The 18,064-nt window shown below is 44.1% G+C and carries 15 protein-coding genes and 1 riboswitch; all 15 genes read right to left on the bottom strand.

Annotated elements, in window-relative coordinates:
- Nucleotides 1-6: 6 nt before the first annotated feature.
- The 15 genes from CC97_RS14370 to CC97_RS14295 all read right to left on the bottom strand — a co-directional run bounded on the left by CC97_RS14370 (nt 7) and on the right by CC97_RS14295 (nt 17,887).
- A complete protein-coding gene (locus tag CC97_RS14370; RefSeq protein WP_044975713.1) occupies nt 7-765 on the bottom strand; it encodes a hypothetical protein in 759 nt (252 codons plus the stop codon).
- On the bottom strand, nt 765-2,438 hold the full coding sequence (gene pilM / locus CC97_RS14365) for a pilus assembly protein PilM (protein ID WP_049962931.1): 1,674 nt from the start codon (nt 2,436-2,438) through the stop codon (nt 765-767). Before pilM ends, CC97_RS14370 begins: the two co-directional genes overlap by 1 nt.
- A gap of 63 nt (nt 2,439-2,501) precedes the next feature.
- Nucleotides 2,502-3,626, bottom strand: a complete 1,125-nt coding sequence (locus CC97_RS14360; RefSeq protein ID WP_049962930.1) for a type II secretion system F family protein — start codon at nt 3,624-3,626, stop codon at nt 2,502-2,504.
- 103 nt (nt 3,627-3,729) lie between these two features.
- Nucleotides 3,730-5,286 (bottom strand): transposase, encoded by a 1,557-nt coding sequence (locus CC97_RS14355; RefSeq protein WP_044973606.1) that lies wholly within the window; start codon nt 5,284-5,286, stop codon nt 3,730-3,732.
- A gap of 598 nt (nt 5,287-5,884) precedes the next feature.
- Nucleotides 5,885-6,346 carry a 6,7-dimethyl-8-ribityllumazine synthase gene (gene ribE / locus CC97_RS14350; protein ID WP_044975711.1) on the bottom strand — a complete coding sequence of 154 codons (462 nt, stop codon included), beginning with the start codon at nt 6,344-6,346 and terminating at the stop codon, nt 5,885-5,887.
- A 105-nt stretch (nt 6,347-6,451) separates the two neighbouring features.
- Nucleotides 6,452-7,651, bottom strand: a complete 1,200-nt coding sequence (locus CC97_RS14345; protein WP_044975710.1) for a bifunctional 3,4-dihydroxy-2-butanone-4-phosphate synthase/GTP cyclohydrolase II — start codon at nt 7,649-7,651, stop codon at nt 6,452-6,454.
- 172 nt (nt 7,652-7,823) lie between these two features.
- Nucleotides 7,824-8,489, bottom strand: coding sequence for a riboflavin synthase (gene ribE / locus CC97_RS14340; RefSeq protein WP_044975709.1), 666 nt, complete (start codon nt 8,487-8,489; stop codon nt 7,824-7,826).
- 1 nt (nt 8,490) lies between these two features.
- Nucleotides 8,491-9,588 (bottom strand): bifunctional diaminohydroxyphosphoribosylaminopyrimidine deaminase/5-amino-6-(5-phosphoribosylamino)uracil reductase RibD, encoded by a 1,098-nt coding sequence (gene ribD, locus CC97_RS14335; RefSeq protein ID WP_278245339.1) that lies wholly within the window; start codon nt 9,586-9,588, stop codon nt 8,491-8,493.
- Between the two features lie 97 nt (nt 9,589-9,685).
- A riboswitch (FMN riboswitch) is annotated at nt 9,686-9,805 on the bottom strand.
- 42 nt (nt 9,806-9,847) lie between these two features.
- Nucleotides 9,848-10,300: a zinc ribbon domain-containing protein gene (locus CC97_RS14325; protein ID WP_044975706.1), complete on the bottom strand. Its 453-nt coding sequence runs from the start codon at nt 10,298-10,300 to the stop codon at nt 9,848-9,850.
- A 145-nt stretch (nt 10,301-10,445) separates the two neighbouring features.
- Nucleotides 10,446-11,747 carry a thymidine phosphorylase gene (locus CC97_RS14320; protein WP_044975705.1) on the bottom strand — a complete coding sequence of 434 codons (1,302 nt, stop codon included), beginning with the start codon at nt 11,745-11,747 and terminating at the stop codon, nt 10,446-10,448.
- Between the two features lie 153 nt (nt 11,748-11,900).
- Nucleotides 11,901-13,262 carry a SpoIID/LytB domain-containing protein gene (locus CC97_RS14315; protein WP_156036923.1) on the bottom strand — a complete coding sequence of 454 codons (1,362 nt, stop codon included), beginning with the start codon at nt 13,260-13,262 and terminating at the stop codon, nt 11,901-11,903.
- Nucleotides 13,263-13,319: 57 nt separating this feature from the next.
- Complete coding sequence (locus CC97_RS14310; protein WP_044975702.1) at nt 13,320-14,177, bottom strand: class B sortase; 858 nt, start codon at nt 14,175-14,177, stop codon at nt 13,320-13,322.
- A gap of 19 nt (nt 14,178-14,196) precedes the next feature.
- Entirely contained in the window at nt 14,197-15,222 is a 1,026-nt protein-coding gene (gene srtB / locus CC97_RS14305) for a class B sortase (protein ID WP_044975700.1), read from the bottom strand.
- A gap of 261 nt (nt 15,223-15,483) precedes the next feature.
- Entirely contained in the window at nt 15,484-16,656 is a 1,173-nt protein-coding gene (thiI, locus tag CC97_RS14300; RefSeq protein WP_044975699.1) for a tRNA uracil 4-sulfurtransferase ThiI, read from the bottom strand.
- Nucleotides 16,657-16,762: 106 nt separating this feature from the next.
- Nucleotides 16,763-17,887 (bottom strand): cysteine desulfurase family protein, encoded by a 1,125-nt coding sequence (locus CC97_RS14295; RefSeq protein WP_044975697.1) that lies wholly within the window; start codon nt 17,885-17,887, stop codon nt 16,763-16,765.
- Between the last annotated feature and the right edge of the window lie 177 nt (nt 17,888-18,064).

Here is an 18,064-nt window from a genome sequence, read left to right as displayed (position 1 = left end):
GATTTATTATTTGCTGAAGTCAGGTTCTTCTATCTTCTGCATTGTGTAGAATGTAAATACAACTTCACCTTCAGAATATCCCTTATCTTCAGGTAATTCTGTTATGTAGCCGAATGTATAGTCATCAACCTTTACAGAAGAAATACGAATACCTGTTTCGTTGTCTTTGAGTTCATCTTCAAGTTTGAGAAGAGCTTCCTTAGTAAATCTCATAGGTACAGTTACTGTTCTTACTTCGATTTCCTGTTCTTCTAATTCTTCCATTCTGACAGCATTCATAGCCTTTTCATAAAGCTTTGAATCCTTCTTTTCAAGAAGATCACCATTTGTATCTGCTTTTTCAAGGATTGGATATGTTATTACATCCGGAACATAGTAATAGAACGGAATTTCTGCTGTTTCAGCATCATTGATTTTTAATGCGCCTTTGATCTCAAGATCATTTTTGCCTGCTTTTTTGTACGGAGCCTTGTTAAGAAGTGTTTCAAAATACTTTGCAACTTCAACATTGCTCATGTGCTCAACAAACTTTGAAGAAAGATCCTTTGAACCTTCATAAACAGCTTTGATATTACCTTCAATTACAGGAATCTCGTCGATTTTTCTCTGAGTATCCTCGTATGTAACTTTAATCTTAGCCTGTTCTTCTTTGTGATTCTTTATATTGCCTTTTATGATTTTAATCGGCCATGCTATAAAAACAATAACAACAGCTAATATAACGACTATTAAAAGGCCTACTTTTTCTCTGTAACTTAATTTCATTACTTCTTATCCTCCGTTTCCTCAGCCTTTGAATCCGGTACATAAGAACCGAAATTCTCATACTTTACAGGGCTCTTAAGATCGATCGTCATTTCAACTTTCTGTCCCTTCTGATCCTTGTTGAGTGCGGAAGGATCTGGCTGACCTGCTATCTGTGGAATATTTTCTTGTCCTTCAATCATATCGTAACCGGAGAAAGAAATATTTTCAAAGTAATCCTTCTTTTCAAGGTTTTCTGCAAGAAGTGTTGCAAAAGTCATTGCCGGATCAGCCTTATCGGCTAATGTTGTAAAGCCTAATTTTATCTGACCTTCGTTATAATCAAGCACTTCAATCTTGAATTTGTCCTTGCCATTATCCTTAGGATTGAATGAAAGACCTGCTACCTTAGCCTGTGAAATAGTTTCTTCTATTGTCTTTTCAATAGTAGTATAAACTTCACTTGAGATAAACGGCTGTGAAGAAAGTGCATCGGAAGCAAGAGTAGCTGTTCTCTTGTATTCCTTAACCTGCTTCTGAAGTTCGAGTCTCTGATCACGCTTTGCAAGAGCTTCAATTGTTGAAGGAGCATTTAGATAATCGTTCATTTTCTTAATGTCGCTCTTGATAGCAGCGTCTCTGATAGCAAGAGCTCCTGTAATAACGCCCATGAGAACAATTGTACCAAGAAAGGCACCCGCAAAGATAAGGTTGAATGTGCTGTCAGACTTAACCTTATCCATAACCATTGCAGTTGATCCGCCGAATTCGAGAAGGTTGATCTTTTCAGTCTGTCTGTTACGAGGGAACATAGCACCGATAGCATTTGCGTAGAGTGCAAAGTCGAGGTTCTGATAGCCCTTTACATTCTTAGGAACGGAAATAACAGTTGTATTGATATCCATCTGTTCGAGATCCTTGGCAATACGCATATATTCCTTGGTGTCACCGTAGAGGACAACGTTTCTGATAGGATCTCCTGCGTTTCTGCTTCTGTGGAACTGAAGCATACGGAAGATGTTTTCATTAACTGCTTCGTAAACGTAGTCGGAGCTGTTATCATAGTCTGCAGCATCGATAGATGCGAAACGTGAGAATGAAAGCTGATTGTTTTCGTAAATGTTGAGTGAAATGAAGCTTCCGTCTATCTGTACTGCGAGAAGAGGCATCTTGGAACGGTTCTTTTCATCGGAAAGGAGAACCTTTGTAATACAGTTACAGCCGATGATAACTGAACGGAGTGAGATGCCGAGCATTGAGAATACTCGCTTGTATGAGTCGATAACTTCTGTAGGGCAGGCAGTTGCAAGTACTGTTACCATACCGCTGTCTTCACCTGTTCCTACTATTGAATAGGAGATAGCGTATGAATCGTCGATGCCGACCTTAGCCTGCATTTCTGACTTTACAGCCTTCGTGAATTCTGATTCTTTCTGTGCACTGTGCACTGTGAGTTCCTTGAAGATCGTCATGTTGGAAGAGATGCTGACGATTGCTTCCTTGTCCATCATTCTGTTCTGCTTGATTTTCTGGTTCATTATAGTAGCAAGTCTCGGAACGTCCTTTACGTGACCGTTTACTATAATGTCCTCATCAATGTTGAGAGTTGCTGCAGAACTGATGTTTATCTTGTTCTTGTTTTCAGCGCCTCTGATAATACGTATGTTTCTATCTGTTATATCAAACGATAGCATTAAATTTCCACCTCTCTGTGTAAATTACTTTTTGCGAATAGAATATTAAATCCGTTACAGATTTTAGCCTACATTTTCGAGACCGCCGAGTGATTCGTAAATTGCCGGATAAACACCTGCAAGAAGAAGACCAACGATAACGCCAAGGAAAATGATCATAACCGGTTCAAGGAGAGAAACGAGTCTCTGTACTGCCGAGTCAGCTTCTTCATCATAGTAGTCAGCTGACTTTTCGAGGATGTCATCAAGAGCGCCGGCTTCCTCACCGACGAAGATGATCGAACAGAACATTGATTCAAAAATCTCGGTTCTTGTGATCGCTGCTGAAAGCGGTTCACCCTGTTTTACTTCATCGATGACCTGCTTGAACTTGTCAGTGATGTATACATTATTAAGTACGTCTGAAGAACGCTGGAGACATTCAACCATCGGAATACCGCTTGAGTAGAGTGATGAAAGTGTTCTTGCAAAACGCGCTGTGTAGATCTTGACCATGAGAGGTCCGATCTTAGGTGCTGTGATCTTGTACATGTCTATTTTGTATCTGATAGACGGTACCTTGAGTGCATAAATGATACCTGCAACTATTATTGTAACAATTGCAATGATAAGATACCAGTACTTGAGGAATATCTCGTTTCCTTTGAGAAGGAACTGAGCAATGATGTTAAGGTTTTTAGGATCATCACCGAACAGTGGTCTGAGAACAGGGATGATGACCGTAAAGATAAGTATTGTTACGGCTATACAAAGGATAAGAAGAATAATAGGATAGATAAGTGCACCCTTTATAGTGTTGTTCATCTTGTTTTCCTTATCATAATGAGTTTCAAGTCTCTTCATGATAACGTCCATCTGACCGGAACTTTCACCGGCGTTGACCATACTCTTCATGAACTGAGGGAAGGCATCTCCCTGGGCTTCAAGTGAGCTCGAGAACGATTCACCTTTCTGAACGTTTTCGTAGATCTCCTGCCAGATCTTTCTGGCCTTTTCCGTTTCCTGCTCTTTGCTGAGGATGTCAAGAGCCTTAACCAGTGTCAATCCGGAAGAAAGCATCGCACTGAGCTGACGACAGTTAAACGAGATTTCTTTGGTATTGAACTTGTGGATCGACTTGTTTTCCTCTGAAGTATTCATTCCGCCAGACTTTGATGTGTTTAAGCCGGCATTTGAAATCATACTCATTAAACCACCTCCGAATTATTTTATAGTTTATAGTTTTTTCAAACTAAAGAGCACAAATAGACACACTACTCTAATAATATTATCCTAAGTTCCCGAGAATTTTTTAGTCTACATTATCAAGCAGACGTTTTATAGAAACAGGACATTGAATTTTAAAAGCCTTGTATGCATCGTTCATTTTCTTAATCGGTTCTGTTGTTACAAATTCCTTGTCATACACGATGGCATGCTGTTCATGTAAATTCATAAACACAGATTCAGTTGTCAAGGCAGTATTTCTTAGCTTGTCACTCATCATTTTAAGTACAACAGTTGCAATAAAAGTCAACATCAAATGCCCACGTAATGTTGCTTCTGACTCTACGTTAATCGGAAGTATTTTACCTCCCTGTTTGCATAGCTCAAATATTTTTTCAACCTGATCACGCATATAATAAAGAGGCAGTATTTTTTCGACTGCAACTTTTCTGGTTGATACAATCACAAATACTCCTTGCCTTTGTAAATCATCATAAATATCTGATGCTGTAAGACTTTCATCTTCAGCTCTTGCAATAGCATTTTTCTGTCCTTCATTGTATGCCGTCATATCCTTACACAGGAAAGCGTATGCTTTACGATTTTCTTTCTGACCTATTTCACATGGAACGCATTTGATATAGATAAGTCGTTTGTTGAATATCACTGCATTTTCCTTAATCATCAGATTATTAAGATGTTCACTTACGATTCGTTTGTACACCTTGAAATTACTTTTCATTCGAGCCATAAAAGAAATTCCTGAATCAAGAAGTGCATCGGCATTTACTCCTGTATAATATCCGGCATCAAGAATCGCAAATTTGGTATTTATGCCATTCGCTTTTAGTTCAGCTATAGTTCTTGTTATTGTACTTACATCGATAACATTACCTGCAACATATCTGAAAAACAACGGCATTCCAGTGTGCTGCTGAACAACGTAAATGAGCCTCAGTTCCTCACTGATTATTCCGTTATGATTGCTTACGGCGGTTAATGGAAAATGTATAGAATTTGGAAGCCCTGAACTATCAATAAGTATACCGTCATCAATTTCATTTGATTCATCTGCGTCTTTTTTTAAGGAAAGAAACTTAAAGTATTCCTTGAAGAAGTGGCGCTTAGCATCTTCACTGCCTATATCAGCGAGTGCATCGCTTATTCTCTGAGATGCCATCTGTGCTTTAGGATAAAGATATCTGGCATATGTAAGTTCCCACCAGTCTTCTGCATGACAGTTGGAGTATGTTGTTAATATGTAGTAAGCAACCAGCGCATGAAGGGTATCCTGATTTTTATAATTGATTGCATTCACTGCTGACATAATTCCACTTTTGTTCATGAATGAATCAAGTAAATATATATCTCCGAAAGATACTATCAGAACTGGACGTTTTTGATACTTTGTTTTTCGCTGGTCTTTTGGCTCTTCAAAATCTGCTGAAACAGAACTGTATGAATCTGTTGCAAGATCGTATTTAAACAACCCTCTTTCACGATTTTTGAATATACCATTTTCCTTGTCTATTACTCTTCCGAGATATATTTGTTTGCCTTTTGAAACACTTTTTCCTTTTCGAACAGATGCAGTCACTGTTCCATATTCTTTACCGTTTACGATATTATAGTTTATATACATGATTCCCTCACAGCAAATGATGTAGACTAAATTTATTATATCTACATTATATCATTTTTCATGTCAGAAATCAAGTGGATATTCAAATAAATTACGTATCTGCGTGAATTATCATGCGCTTGTAACTACAATCCTGTGATGTAGACTAAGAAAAACCCGGGAACTCAGGATTATTATATCATCATAGTGTCTTAATTTCAATTGTGTATTTCATATAAATACATGGTACAGATTTATAAAAATGCACCAATACAAATTATATAGGCACAGGCTTGACAAAATGACAGTGACATTTATGTATTAATGATACATATTTTTCTTTTATATGGCTTGCATGGCTTATTTTTTTAGCACACTTTAGGTTGAAACCTACAAATGTACTATAAATTTATGATACATTTCATTTATGTTGCCTGTTTTTGTGCATAACACCACAGCGTACAAAAAAAGTAAAAGGGACTGTAACGGTACAGTCCCGGACTAATTGTACATCAGTACTATTTATAATGTAGTTTTCGCTTCATACAGGCACTGCAAATTCGCGTATTTACGGAATCCGGCATAATTTTCTCTGTAATTTGCGCGGAATACGCATTTATCAGATCTTTCTGAGAAGTGAGATCATTTCAAGTGCTGACATTGCACAGTCGTAACCCTTGTTGCCTGCTTTTGTGCCAGCACGTTCGATAGCCTGTTCGATATTGTCAGTTGTCAGAACACCGAAAAGCACCGGAATTCCGCTGCTGAGTGACGCCTGAGCTATTCCCTTGGAAACTTCGCTGCACACGTAGTCGTAGTGCGATGTTGATCCTCTTATAACAGCGCCCACACAGATGACTGCATCGTAGCGGCGGCTGTCGGCGAGTTTCTTTGCTACCAGCGGGATCTCGAAAGCACCCGGCACCCATGCGAGATCGATATTTTCAGGATCGATGTCATGGCGTAAAAGCGCATCCTCGGCACCGCCAATGAGCTTTGATGTGATGAATTCATTGAAACGTGAAGCAACAATGGCTATTCTCACGTCTTCATTGACAAAACTTCCTTCGATAACATTCATTTTTTATTATCCTCCTGTTTGATCATGTATAGTGTATTTTCTTTTAATACAGACCGTAGTGTTCAGTCTCCGGTCATGGTGCTTACTGTTTATAATCAGGTTTCCTTAGTAGGTAAACATATGTCCCATGCGCTTTTCCTTGGTTTTCAGGTAAAATTCATCGATCGGATTGGATTCCATCTGAAGAGGTACACGCTCTGATATTTCTATTCCGTAGTCGGAAAGATCGGCTATTTTAAGCGGGTTGTTGGTCATAAGTCTGAGCTTTGAAACACCGAAGTATTTAAGCATCTGGGCACCGCAGCTGTAGTCACGCATATCGGCCGGGAACCCGAGACGGATGTTGGCGTCGACGGTGTCGAGGCCCTGTTCCTGAAGAGCGTAGGCTTTGATCTTGTTGATAAGGCCGATGCCTCTTCCTTCCTGACGAAGGTAGAGGATGATTCCGCGGCCTTCCTCTGCTACCTTTTTCATTGCCGCTTCAAGCTGCTGGCCGCAGTCGCATCGCTTTGATCCGAAAACATCGCCGGTAAGGCACTCGGAGTGCACACGGCAGAGTACCGGAGATCCGTCAGCGACATCGCCTGTAACGAGTGCAATGTGATGCTCGCCGGTTATGCTGTTCATGAAGCCGTGAATTTCGAAATCGCCGTACTTTGTCGGGAGTTTTGCCTCGGAAATGTGCTCCATGAAAATGTCGTATCTTTTTCTGTACGCCTGAAGATCAGCTATTGTGATGAACTTGATCCCGTACTCGACAGCAAGCTTCTGAAGGCCCTCCTGACGGAGCATAGTTCCGTCTTCAGCCATTATCTCGCAGCAGAGGCCTACCTGCTTAAGGCCGGCAAGACGGAGAAGATCGACAGTCGCCTCGGTATGGCCGTTCCTTTCGAGAACGCCGCCCGGTCTTGCTTCAAGAGGAAACATGTGTCCCGGTCTGCGGAAGTCCTGCGGTCTGGCGTCATCGTCGGTACATTTCATTGCAGTAACTGAACGCTCAGCTGCCGAAATACCGGTCGTGGTATCCTTATGGTCAATGGAAACCGTAAAAGCCGTACAGTGATTATCCGTATTGTTCTTCACCATCTGTGAAAGGCCGAGCTTTGAAGTGTATTCATGGCTCATCGGCATACAGATAAGGCCTTTTCCGTGGGTAGCCATAAAATTGACGTTAGCCTGTGTGGCGAACTGCGCTGCACAGATGAAATCGCCTTCATTTTCCCTGTCAGCATCATCGGTAACAAGAATTATTTTTCCGGCACGAAGTTCTTCGAGTGCTTCATCGATAGTATTGTAGTTAAACATTTATGAGTGATTTTCCTTTCGTAAATAGATTATCATAATTTGATCTGCTGTTTCCCGTGTCCTCACTTAAGCGCAGCACGGAGCCGGCTTTGGCAGAGGAAACGGGTTGCAGGAGGTTGAATCCGTAAGGTTGTAAACCGGATTTTCGTTCATGAAAAGAGGTTTACAACCATCACATGAAACCGTTCCGGGCAAGGAATTCTGAGGTAATACCGGTTTTGTTGTCAACCACCTGTCCGGTTTCAACCTGGTTTGATCCTAAAAGTTTTTCTACATATTTTCCTATCATATCGCATTCAATATTTACCCGGTCACCCGGCTTTTTTGAAAGAAGTGTGGTCTCAGATCCTGTATGGGGAATGACGGACACACTGAAATTACTGTCGGTAACTGCCGCTACTGTAAGACTGATTCCGTCGAGAGCAACGGATCCTTTTTCGACTATGTAGCGGAGCAGTGAACTGTCAGCAGAAATTTTCACCCAGACGGCATTTTCCTCGCGCTTCATGGAAGCGATTGTTCCTGTACCGTCAATATGTCCGGAAACGATGTGCCCGCCGAACCTGCCGCCGCAGAGCATGGCGCGTTCCATGTTGACCTCGTCGCCTGCACGCAGGGATCCGAGGGAACTTCGGCGCATGGTCTCGGCCATGACGTCGGCAGTAAATGTGTCTGCCGTAATATCAGTAGCGGTAAGGCACACACCGTTCACGGCAATACTGTCGCCCTCGTGAATGTCTTCAAGCACAACGGAAGCCCTGAAGGTGATACGGGATGACACGTTTCCCTTTTTAACGTTTGCCACTGTTCCCTTTTCTTCAATTATACCCGTAAACAAGCTACTCACCCCCGACGCTGTATTCAATGAGAATGTCACTGCCGATAGTGCTTATTACCGGATCGGAGAGCATGAAGGCCTTATCCGGATAGTCAACGCCGATACCGCCGACGGCAGATCTGGCTGTTGCACCGCCGAATATCTTCGGTGCGATGTAGACCTGAAGCTTGTTTACAATACCCGCTTCAAGAGCGCTGCATGCAAGTTCGGCTCCCCCTTCGAGCAGGATGCTGTCGATTCTGTATTCCGAAGCAAGCTGTTTCATGAGATATTCAAGATCGACCTTTCCGTCCGCGGAAGGAGTTTTTATTATTACCGCCCCGAGATTTTCGAGAACCTCCTTCTTTTCGGCATCGTCACTTACTGTGGCAATGTAGGTCGGTACGGATGATGCTGTTTTCATTATCCGGCTGTCGGCCGGTATGCGCAGCCGGCTGTCGCAGATGACACGTGAATGTACGCCGGCATCTTCAAGCCTGCAGGTAAGAAGCGGATCGTCCGCAAGTACGGTGCCGATCCCGGTCATAACAGCCGAAACACGTTTTCTGGTATGCTGAACATGATCACGCGATTCCTCAGATGTGATCCACTTCGACGCACCGGTATGTGTTGCGATCTTACCGTCTGCCGTCATGGCATACTTGAGAATAACGTAAGGCGTACCGGTTGTGATGTAGTGGAAGAAGATGTCGTTGAGCGCATCGCACTCTTCCCTAAGGACGCCTTCAATAACTTCGATGCCGTGCTTGCGCAGTATGGCAACTCCGTTTCCGGCAACCTTCGGATTAGGATCCGGTGAGCCGATGAAAACACGCTTAATACCGTTTTCGATGACTGCCTCGGTACACGGCGGGGTTTTGCCGTAATGACAGCACGGTTCAAGCGTTACGTAAAGGTCTGCGCCTTCAGCACTTTCGGTGCAGGCTGCAAACGCATTCCTTTCAGCGTGAAGCTCGCCGTATTTCCGGTGATAGCCGCAGCCGATAATGCGGCCGTTCTTCACGACAACTGCTCCCACAAGAGGATTCGGAGAAACAAAACCGGTGCCGCCCTTAGCAAGTTCGACTGCCATTTTCATATATTTTTCATGTTCTGACAAGGCAAACACTCTTTTCGTAAAAAAATAAAAGTACCCTGCTTTTTACAGGGTACTCTGAAAAACTATGCATATCTGCGGCCGTTCAGGCCACATAAAACTGCTGCTTCTTTCATCCGGACTTTACCGTCGGTCCCGGAATTTCACCGGATCGGCCTCTTCAAAGAGGTTCGCGGACTTTACCGCCGGTCATGAATCACACACTACCCTGAAGCTTTATAATATCAGTTTAACATATTTATTTCACTTAGTCAAGGGAAACTCAGATCTCAGTATCTTCTGATGCAGTTTCATCAGCTTCAACAACTACTGAAACATCTTCAGGTTCCACGTCAACAAAGCTTTCCATCTTTGCGCCGCATGCCTGACAGAACTGCTGATCCTTTCTGATAGAAGCTCCGCACTTAGGACATGTTGTTTCAACGTCGAGTGCTGCGAGCTGCTGCTGGAGTTCAGCGATGTGTGCGTTAGCATCGTTGATCTTACCTACTATTTCAGCAAAATCCTCTGCCGGATTCTGACCGAATATTTCAAAATACTTTTTGCCAAGCTCTGTGTAAGCCTTGCTGATGTTTGAGTTTTCTGTGCTGATGTGGCTCTTGAGCTTTGCCTTTTCAGCGAGAAGCTTTGACTTGTCAGCTGCACCTGTTGCAGCCTTTGAAATCTTTTCTCCTGCCTTGCCAGCGAATCCGCCTACTTTTTCTAAAAATCCCATTTTTTCATCCTCCTGTAGTTATATTTGATCACCAGACGGGTATCCGGTTAAAAATAATCCTTAAATATAATTTTAAACTTTTTTTAAGTCAATGTCAATATATTTTGCGTAAGTTATTCATTAAATTATGCGCCGGTCCTGCTTATTAACTTATAACTTTAATTACACAGTCTCTGTGCGGCGGCTGAACAGATGAGAACGTCACTGCAGCGACAGCCTTGTCCGCTATGGATTTGAGGTCACACTTTCCGGATGTGTAAAGTGTGAAGAGCTTATCACCCTTTTTAACGAAATCACCGTATTCCTTTTCGAGTATTACACCGGCAGTGTAGTCAATGGCGCTTTCCTTGGTTCTGCGGCCGGCTCCGAGTTCGAGGGAAACCAGACCTATCTCCTCGCTGTTGATACCGGTAATATATCCTTCGGACGGGCTGAGAACTTCATATTCTGTCGCGGCTTTTCCGAGAAGGTCGTAGTTATCGATGAATGAAACGTCACCGCCCTGACCGGCTATCGACTGAGCAAAAACATCAAGCGCCCTTCCGGATGAAACTGCTTCTTCAGCAAGTTTTTCGCACTCTTCCTTTGTACCTTTTCCGGCCATCATGATCATGTCGGCTGCAAGCTCGATGCACAGGTCGTACAGTCTTCCCTTCGCACTGCCCTTAAGGACCTCGACTGCCTCGATCACTTCAAGTGAGTTGCCGACAGCTTTACCAAGCGGGATATCCATATCAGTTATAACTGCCATGCACTTCTTTCCGGCGTTCACACCCGTGCGGACCATGAGCGATGCGAGCTTTTCTGCATCTTCCGCTGTCTTCATGAAAGCACCGCTGCCTGTCTTGACGTCGAGCAGGATGCAGTCTGCGCCCATCGCAAGCTTCTTGCTCATGATACTTGAACATATAAGCGGAATGCTGTCCACAGTCGCTGTAGCGTCTCTGAGGGCGTACAGCTTCTTGTCGGCAGGCACAAGATTGCCGCTTTGTGAAACGATAGAAAATCCGGTTCGGTTTACAAGAGCGATAAATTCGTCAAATCCAAGGTTTGTACTGCAGCCCGGTATGCTTTCGAGCTTGTCGATAGTACCGCCGGTGTGACCGAGACCCTTTCCGGACATTTTAGGAACCCTGACGCCGCATGCTGCAGCAATCGGTCCGATAATGAGGCTTGTCTTGTCACCGACACCGCCTGTGCTGTGCTTGTCCACCGTGACGCCGTCCACTCCCGAAAGATCAACTGTTCCCCCTGAGTCTTTCATTGCCATTGTAAGACAGAGCGTTTCCTCGTCTGTCATGGAATTCAAATTCACCGCCATAAGCCAGGCAGATACCTGATAATCCGGTATGCTGCCGTCAACATATCCCTTTACAAGCCACTTTATTTCCTCGTCGGACAGCTTTTCTCCGTGCTTTGACTTTAAGATGATCTCGTACATATTCATAGTTAATGCCCCCCTTGTTCACATCGGTACTCCGGCTTCGCCCTGCACCCAATTCTATATTACAATTATACCACACAAACACAAATAGAAAAAGCCTTTCTGAAAACTGAAATTCAGTTTCAGAAAAGCTGATCTTCTGTATTTCCTTTACTATCAGTTACAGTAAACTGAGAACTTAGGTGTTCTGAGTCCGATAACTCTTGCGAAATCGTATCCGTTGACGGTCTTCTGTCCGTCGATGCATACCTTTGAAACGTATCCGCCGTCACCTATTACCGGCTGGATCCACTGGCTGTATGCTGATGAAAGATAGATGCCGTATGCATTCTGGATCCTGTAGCGAAGTGTGTCAACACTCATTGATGACATTTCGCCGTAGTGCGGATCGTACTGTGCATCATATTCGGAAACAACTGATCTTAAATAAGGAAGGTCGTCAATAATGATGTCCTTGTTCGACGCTGTTGCACCGCCGCTTGATGCGCAGAACATTGTAAGTGCATAGTCACCGTTGTAGTAAACTGCCTGACCGAGCACTGAACGTACTGCATCGACTATCTTCTGGTCAGGACCTGCCTTGATAGCCATACCGCTTGTGCTGCCGCCTGCGTGCTTAACGAATGTGTAAGCTGCAACCGCCTGTGCCTTGATGGCTTCTGTTTCAAACGAAGAGCCTATTTCCGCATTGCACACCATTGAGATAATGTCGACAACGCTTCCTGAAATACCCCTTACAGTAATTGTTTCATTTTCCGCACCCGGATTATACTGAACTGATGTTCCCGGATAGTAGTGGTCAAGTATCTGAAGATAATCGTAACCACCGTACTTTGCATAGTAATTTGCACCGTTCTGGCTCATTCCTATACCGTGTCCGAAACCGTAGCTTGTAAAGTATACCGTATTCGGTGTAAGTTCTGACGGAAGTCTTATTTCCGCTGCGCCGACTGAAACGCCTGACTGAGGAGCATCTGATGCTTCCCTGATGACTCTCGGATCGCCTGAAGTCTGTTCAGCGAACTGTTCATCTTCATCGTCGTAAAATTCTTCAGAATCGGAATCTGATTCCTCTTCATCTGCCACTTCGGCAGTTGTTTCAATAGGAACGAGGTCTTCCTTTTCAAGATTCTCGCTGTAATCGGAAAGGTCTGCTTTCCACCATTCCTCTGCTTCGTATTCTTCCTGTGACTCCTCTGCAGCTGTTGTTTCAGAAACCTCTGGTTCTTCAATTTCTGCTGCGGCTGCTTTGAATGCACTCGATGAAACTGTAGTAAGGTCTGTAAGCTTTGCTGTGCTGTTATTAGTTTCTTCATGATTGAGCGCTACAACTGAGGCATCGGCACTGTAAATGTTATCTGCAGAAGCTTCACTCTTTACAACGTAAGAGGAAGAAGCTTTTTCAGGATGAACCAGTACCGTTTTATCTACCGTGCCTGCTGCTGTAACTGCAACACCTGCTGTCACGCTTGTAACAAGCCCGATAAATATTCGCTTTAGTGGTAATTGTTCTTTCATAAAAACTCCATTCGAACCCCGCACGGGGTTATTAAATTTCACTTATCCTGAAAGGGATCAGTAACGTCTTACGCTTCCTGTTGTTCCTTCGTACGGATCTTCACCCGGTCTTACCATTCTTGCCAGAACGACAAAACGTGTCGGATCGGTGGTGTCACCGCCGTAACATGTTGAAAGTGCGAGATATTTGTCATCTTCACGAAGATCAACATTGGTCGTGATAAGTGATTTCTCGTCTATCTTTGAAAGGTATTCCCTGAGAGTCCACTCCGGTTCCTTTTCCCTTGAGAAGAAAATGTAGTTCCAGAACTCGAAGTCTGAACCGTGAACACCGTTGCAAGGCATAAACGCAAAAATTTTATACTGATAATCTGTCGTCAGTGAACTTACTTCCACAATAGGATTTCGTTCATAGAAGTCAGCGTATCGTTCATAGTTCTTGAGGTCACTGAACATAACGCCTGACGCCATGTTATGACCGTAAAGAAGAGTGTTGTCCGTAAAGTAGTCGGAACGGATCCCGCAGCGGTAATCCATGAATACCCAGCCTGCCGGATCAGGATTTCTGTAAAAATCCCTGTCGATGTAGTAGTCGTTGTCGCCTGTCTGGGTTATCGGATAGTCGATGACTGTACCGCTGATCCTTATCCAGCCGACTGTATCGGAGTTGATCTCTCTGTATTCCTGAGCCTTCAGACAGAGACCGTTTGAAAACGGAGGAAAAGTTGTTACCGGCTCCGTTTCAGCTTCAGTTACCGGTGCTGTTACCGGTGCTGTTGAAGCCTCTGTTGTTTCCTGAACTACCTCAACTGGCTGCTCAGGAGGCTTTCTTGTGAGAAGAAATACTCCTGCTGCTACCGCAAAGGCCGCTGCCGCTGCGCTTACAGCAATAATAGTTTTCTTTTTTTTATCCATAAATAGAAGTCTGCCTTTCTTATCCGTAAGGCACAAAATCTGTGTCGTCGAAATGAGGTTCCTCGCCCTTTGCCTTGTACCATTCACGAGGCATGAGAGGATTGTCGCGTGTTTTGCTGTATTCGGTTCCGGCGTATTTGTCTTCGCCCGGTCTTACCTTTCGTGCAGCAACAACAAAGCGCGCATCATGATATGCATTAGTCGCACAGGTCGAAAGTGTGAGGAGCTCATCGCCGTATTTTACATCGACGCCGTTTTCTGCCCACGCACGCATTTTGATCTGGTTGACATAATCGTAGAATTCATCTTCTGATCCGAAATCTATTTTGTCTGTGTAATAGAAATCACACTCTCCGTCGCCGCCGTCTGCGTAGTAATATCCGAAGATCTTGTATGTTGAAACTTCATAAAGTGATGAAAGCAGTACAAGCGGATGTTCCTCGTAGAAGTATGAATCAACCACATAGTTCTTGAGTTTTCCGAACATGCTTCCGTCGCTCATCTCGTGTCCGTAGACGATGAGGTTTCCTGAACGTTCCCTTGATGTGAGAACATTTCTGTAGTCAAGATAGAAAGTACCTGCACTGGCCGGCTCACCGCGGAAGTTATGGTTAAGGTAGAAGTCCCTTTCCCATTCATCGCGTTTCTGCACTATAGGATAATCAACGCCGCTGTCCTCGCAGCTTCCGTTTTTGTCCGGTATCTGGATGTATCCTACTGTATCCGGATTCATAGCGACGAGTGTTTCCATGTAAGGAAGCATCTCTTCTTCAGCGTACTCCGGTTTCTGAGTTTCCTCTGCGATTTCCTCAAGGGCAGGAACTTCTTTCGCGATCTCGTTGTAGAGATGCCTGCTCTTGTAGTTGTCGTAGTAGTAATTGAATATCAGAAAGGCGCATATACCGAAAACGATTATAGCTATCAGAAAGACTATCTTTCTAATCACTTCCCTGACAGGATCACCTTTCCACGGGAAAATATTTTTTAAGACATCACTGTAGGAAAATCTGTTTTTCCTGTTAGTCCGAACAGCTGATCTGCTCATTATGTTATCTCTCCTGTAATCCAGCAGCTCTGAATCCTGTGACAAATCCCGTTTCCGTATGATCATCACTGACCGAAAATAATCATGCTTTTCGTTCAGTGATACTCATTTTAGCATTCTGAGAACTCCTTTGTCAAGTTTTCGAGCTGAATCTTTAGCGTTTCCACAAACTTTCATGAACATTCGGGCTCATTTATATAAAACATGCGCAATATAAATGAACGAAATTGATGTATTTTATTAACAGATTGTGAACAAGTCTCAGTGTCTGATGATCTTTATCTCAGTCTCTGCAACAGCTTTTTCTACCATTTTGGAGAAATCGAACGAATTCTGTGCTTTTTCGATCTCCTCAACTGTTGGTTTTGTCTTCGGGTGCTTTGGCGTGAATACCGTGCAGCAGTCCTCATAAGGCTGTATTGAAATGTCAAAGGTGTCTATTTTTCTCGAAATTTCAATTATTTCAGTCTTGTCCATACCGATAAGCGGTCTGAACACCGGCATGCGGCATACGGCATCTGTGCAGGCAATGGCACTGAGGGTCTGGCTTGCGACCTGGCCAACACTTTCACCTGTTATAAGAGCGAGGCACTTCTCACGCTCGCTGAGGCGCTGTGCGATCTCCATCATGAGTCTTCGCATTATAATAGTAAAGTACTCCTCAGGGCAGTTGTCCTTGATAGCTTCCTGTATTTCGGTAAAAGGTACGCAGAAGAATGCGATGTCGCCGCAGTAGGCTGTTATCTTTTCGCAGAGCTGCTCTACCTTTATACGGGCACGCTCGGATGTGTACGGCGGGCTGATGAAGTGAACGGCACTTACGTGAATACCGCGCTTTGCCATCATGTAGCCTGCAACCGGACTGTCGATACCGCCTGAAATGAGAAGCATTGCATTTCCTGAGCTTCCGACAGGGAGTCCGCCTGCGCCCTGGATCCTTACAGCGTGTACGTAAGCGTTGGTGTCACGGATCTCGACTGTAACAGTTACATCAGGATTCTTTACATCAACTGTAAGGTGAGGAAATTTTTCAAGTATCCTTCCGCCGAGTTCCATGCATATTTCAGGAGATTTCATCGGGAAGTGCTTGTCGGCGCGCTTTGCCTCTACCTTGAATGTACGTGCGTATGTAAGGACATCTTCAAGATATTCGAAAGTTCCTTCGGCGATCTTTTCAAAATCCTTTTCCATTACTCCGGCCTTGCAGAGCGCTGCAATACCGAAAACGGTCTTAAGCTTTTCAAGTATTGTATCCGCATCAACGCTTCCGTCTTCAGATTCCACATAGATAGTGGACTGCATCTTGGTAACGTGAAACTTTCCAAGCGGATCAAGTCTTCTTTTCATATTCTTGATAAGAAGATTTTCAAATGTGTTCTTGTTGAGCCCCTTGAGGGCGATTTCGCCGTATTTGGCGAGTATGAGTTCTTTCATTCGGAATACTCCTTTATAATGTATAATACTTCTGTTAAGCGGTTACGCTTCATCCGCTGCCGGTCGTCAGAACGACCTGACAGGATACTGACGAAACTTCCGGTATTTATCTTCTGAGTCGTTTCTGTGCTTCTTCAAGCGCGTTTATGAATTCATCTATTTCCGCTTCCGTGTTTTCATGGCAGAAGCTTATTCTTAAAGCACTGTCCTCGAGTTCCGGTCTTATACCGAACTCACCGAGGACGCCGCTCTTGGCTCCCTTCGAGCAGGCTGATCCGCTTGAAATGTAGATCTCCTTCTCTTCAAGGAAGTGGAGGATTATCTCGGAACGGATGCCTTTTACCGAAATGTTTACTATATATGGTACAGCGTCTTCACGGGAATTAAGAACCACGCCGTCCATTGCGCTTATCTTTTCCGTAAGATATTTTCTGAGTGCTTCGAGTTTTTCAGTTCTTTCTGCCATTGTTCCGGCAAGAAGTGAAACAGCCTCACCGAAACCTGCTATAAGCGGAACGGCTTCGGTACCGCCGCGCATATTGTTCTCCTGCCTGCCGCCAAGGTTCTGTTTTAAAAGTCTGACGCCCTTCTTTACGTAAAGAGCACCGACGCCCTTCGGACCGTAGATCTTGTGGGCACTCATGGAAATGAGATCTGCTTTAAGGTCGTTCGGTTTTACGGGTATTTTCATAAACGCCTGAACTGCGTCACAGTGAGTGATGATATCAGGGAATCTGCGCTTTATTTCTGTAAACACTTTCTTTACCGGAAGGACAGCACCGGTTTCGTTGTTTACGAGCATCATGCTTATAAGGCAGGTACTTTCATCTGCTGCTCTGATAAAGTCCGCAGGATCAAACGCTCCGTCACGAGGACTTATCCTTATGACTTCGAAGCCTTCTTCTTCAAGACGGTTAAAGGCTTCCTTTACAGATGAATGTTCAACTGTAGTTGTAATGACTTTCTTCTTCCTGCGGCCGTATGTTCCGGCAGCTCCGCGAACTGCAAGATTGCTGCTTTCGGTAGCGCCGGAAGTAAAATACACTGTCTCTGCCGGAACACCGAGAGCATCAGCGATATTCTTTCGTGCCGCAGTCATGGTCTGCTCCGCCTTCAGCCCCAGCGCATGAAGCGACGACGGATTTCCGAAGTTGTCTTCAAGGCACTTATAAACCGTTTCGGCAACGGTCTTTGCCGGCTTTGTGGTGGCAGCGTTATCAAAATATATCATGGATCAGAATTCACCCTTTTAATTTATTCATATCGAGGAAACACTGATCTGGCCAGCAATACGGCTTCGCCGGATGCCGGAGTGGGAAAACTGAGTGGCTGCACCCCGTTCTCATCGCTGATTTATTAATTGATCAGAGCTCCTTTTGCGGAATTTTCCGCAGATATAGTTATTATA

Source organism: Ruminococcus sp. HUN007, from assembly GCF_000712055.1.
Taxonomy (GTDB): Bacteria; Bacillota; Clostridia; order Oscillospirales; family Ruminococcaceae; genus HUN007.
This window is presented reverse-complemented; position numbering and strand designations above follow the sequence as displayed.

What these genes read in the sequence shown, in the direction of transcription:
- srtB (WP_044975700.1), bottom strand. Translation starts at nt 15,222, where the DNA reads ATGAGCAGATCAGCTGTTCGGACTAACAGGAAAAACAGATTTTCCTAC.
- CC97_RS14295 (WP_044975697.1), bottom strand. Translation starts at nt 17,887, where the DNA reads ATGATATATTTTGATAACGCTGCCACCACAAAGCCGGCAAAGACCGTT.
- CC97_RS14370 (WP_044975713.1), bottom strand. Translation starts at nt 765, where the DNA reads ATGAAATTAAGTTACAGAGAAAAAGTAGGCCTTTTAATAGTCGTTATA.
- pilM (WP_049962931.1), bottom strand. Translation starts at nt 2,438, where the DNA reads ATGCTATCGTTTGATATAACAGATAGAAACATACGTATTATCAGAGGC.
- CC97_RS14310 (WP_044975702.1), bottom strand. Translation starts at nt 14,177, where the DNA reads ATGGATAAAAAAAAGAAAACTATTATTGCTGTAAGCGCAGCGGCAGCG.
- CC97_RS14325 (WP_044975706.1), bottom strand. Translation starts at nt 10,300, where the DNA reads ATGGGATTTTTAGAAAAAGTAGGCGGATTCGCTGGCAAGGCAGGAGAA.
- CC97_RS14360 (WP_049962930.1), bottom strand. Translation starts at nt 3,626, where the DNA reads ATGAGTATGATTTCAAATGCCGGCTTAAACACATCAAAGTCTGGCGGA.
- CC97_RS14355 (WP_044973606.1), bottom strand. Translation starts at nt 5,286, where the DNA reads ATGTATATAAACTATAATATCGTAAACGGTAAAGAATATGGAACAGTG.
- ribE (WP_044975711.1), bottom strand. Translation starts at nt 6,346, where the DNA reads ATGAATGTTATCGAAGGAAGTTTTGTCAATGAAGACGTGAGAATAGCC.
- CC97_RS14345 (WP_044975710.1), bottom strand. Translation starts at nt 7,651, where the DNA reads ATGTTTAACTACAATACTATCGATGAAGCACTCGAAGAACTTCGTGCC.
- CC97_RS14315 (WP_156036923.1), bottom strand. Translation starts at nt 13,262, where the DNA reads ATGAAAGAACAATTACCACTAAAGCGAATATTTATCGGGCTTGTTACA.
- CC97_RS14320 (WP_044975705.1), bottom strand. Translation starts at nt 11,747, where the DNA reads ATGAATATGTACGAGATCATCTTAAAGTCAAAGCACGGAGAAAAGCTG.
- thiI (WP_044975699.1), bottom strand. Translation starts at nt 16,656, where the DNA reads ATGAAAGAACTCATACTCGCCAAATACGGCGAAATCGCCCTCAAGGGG.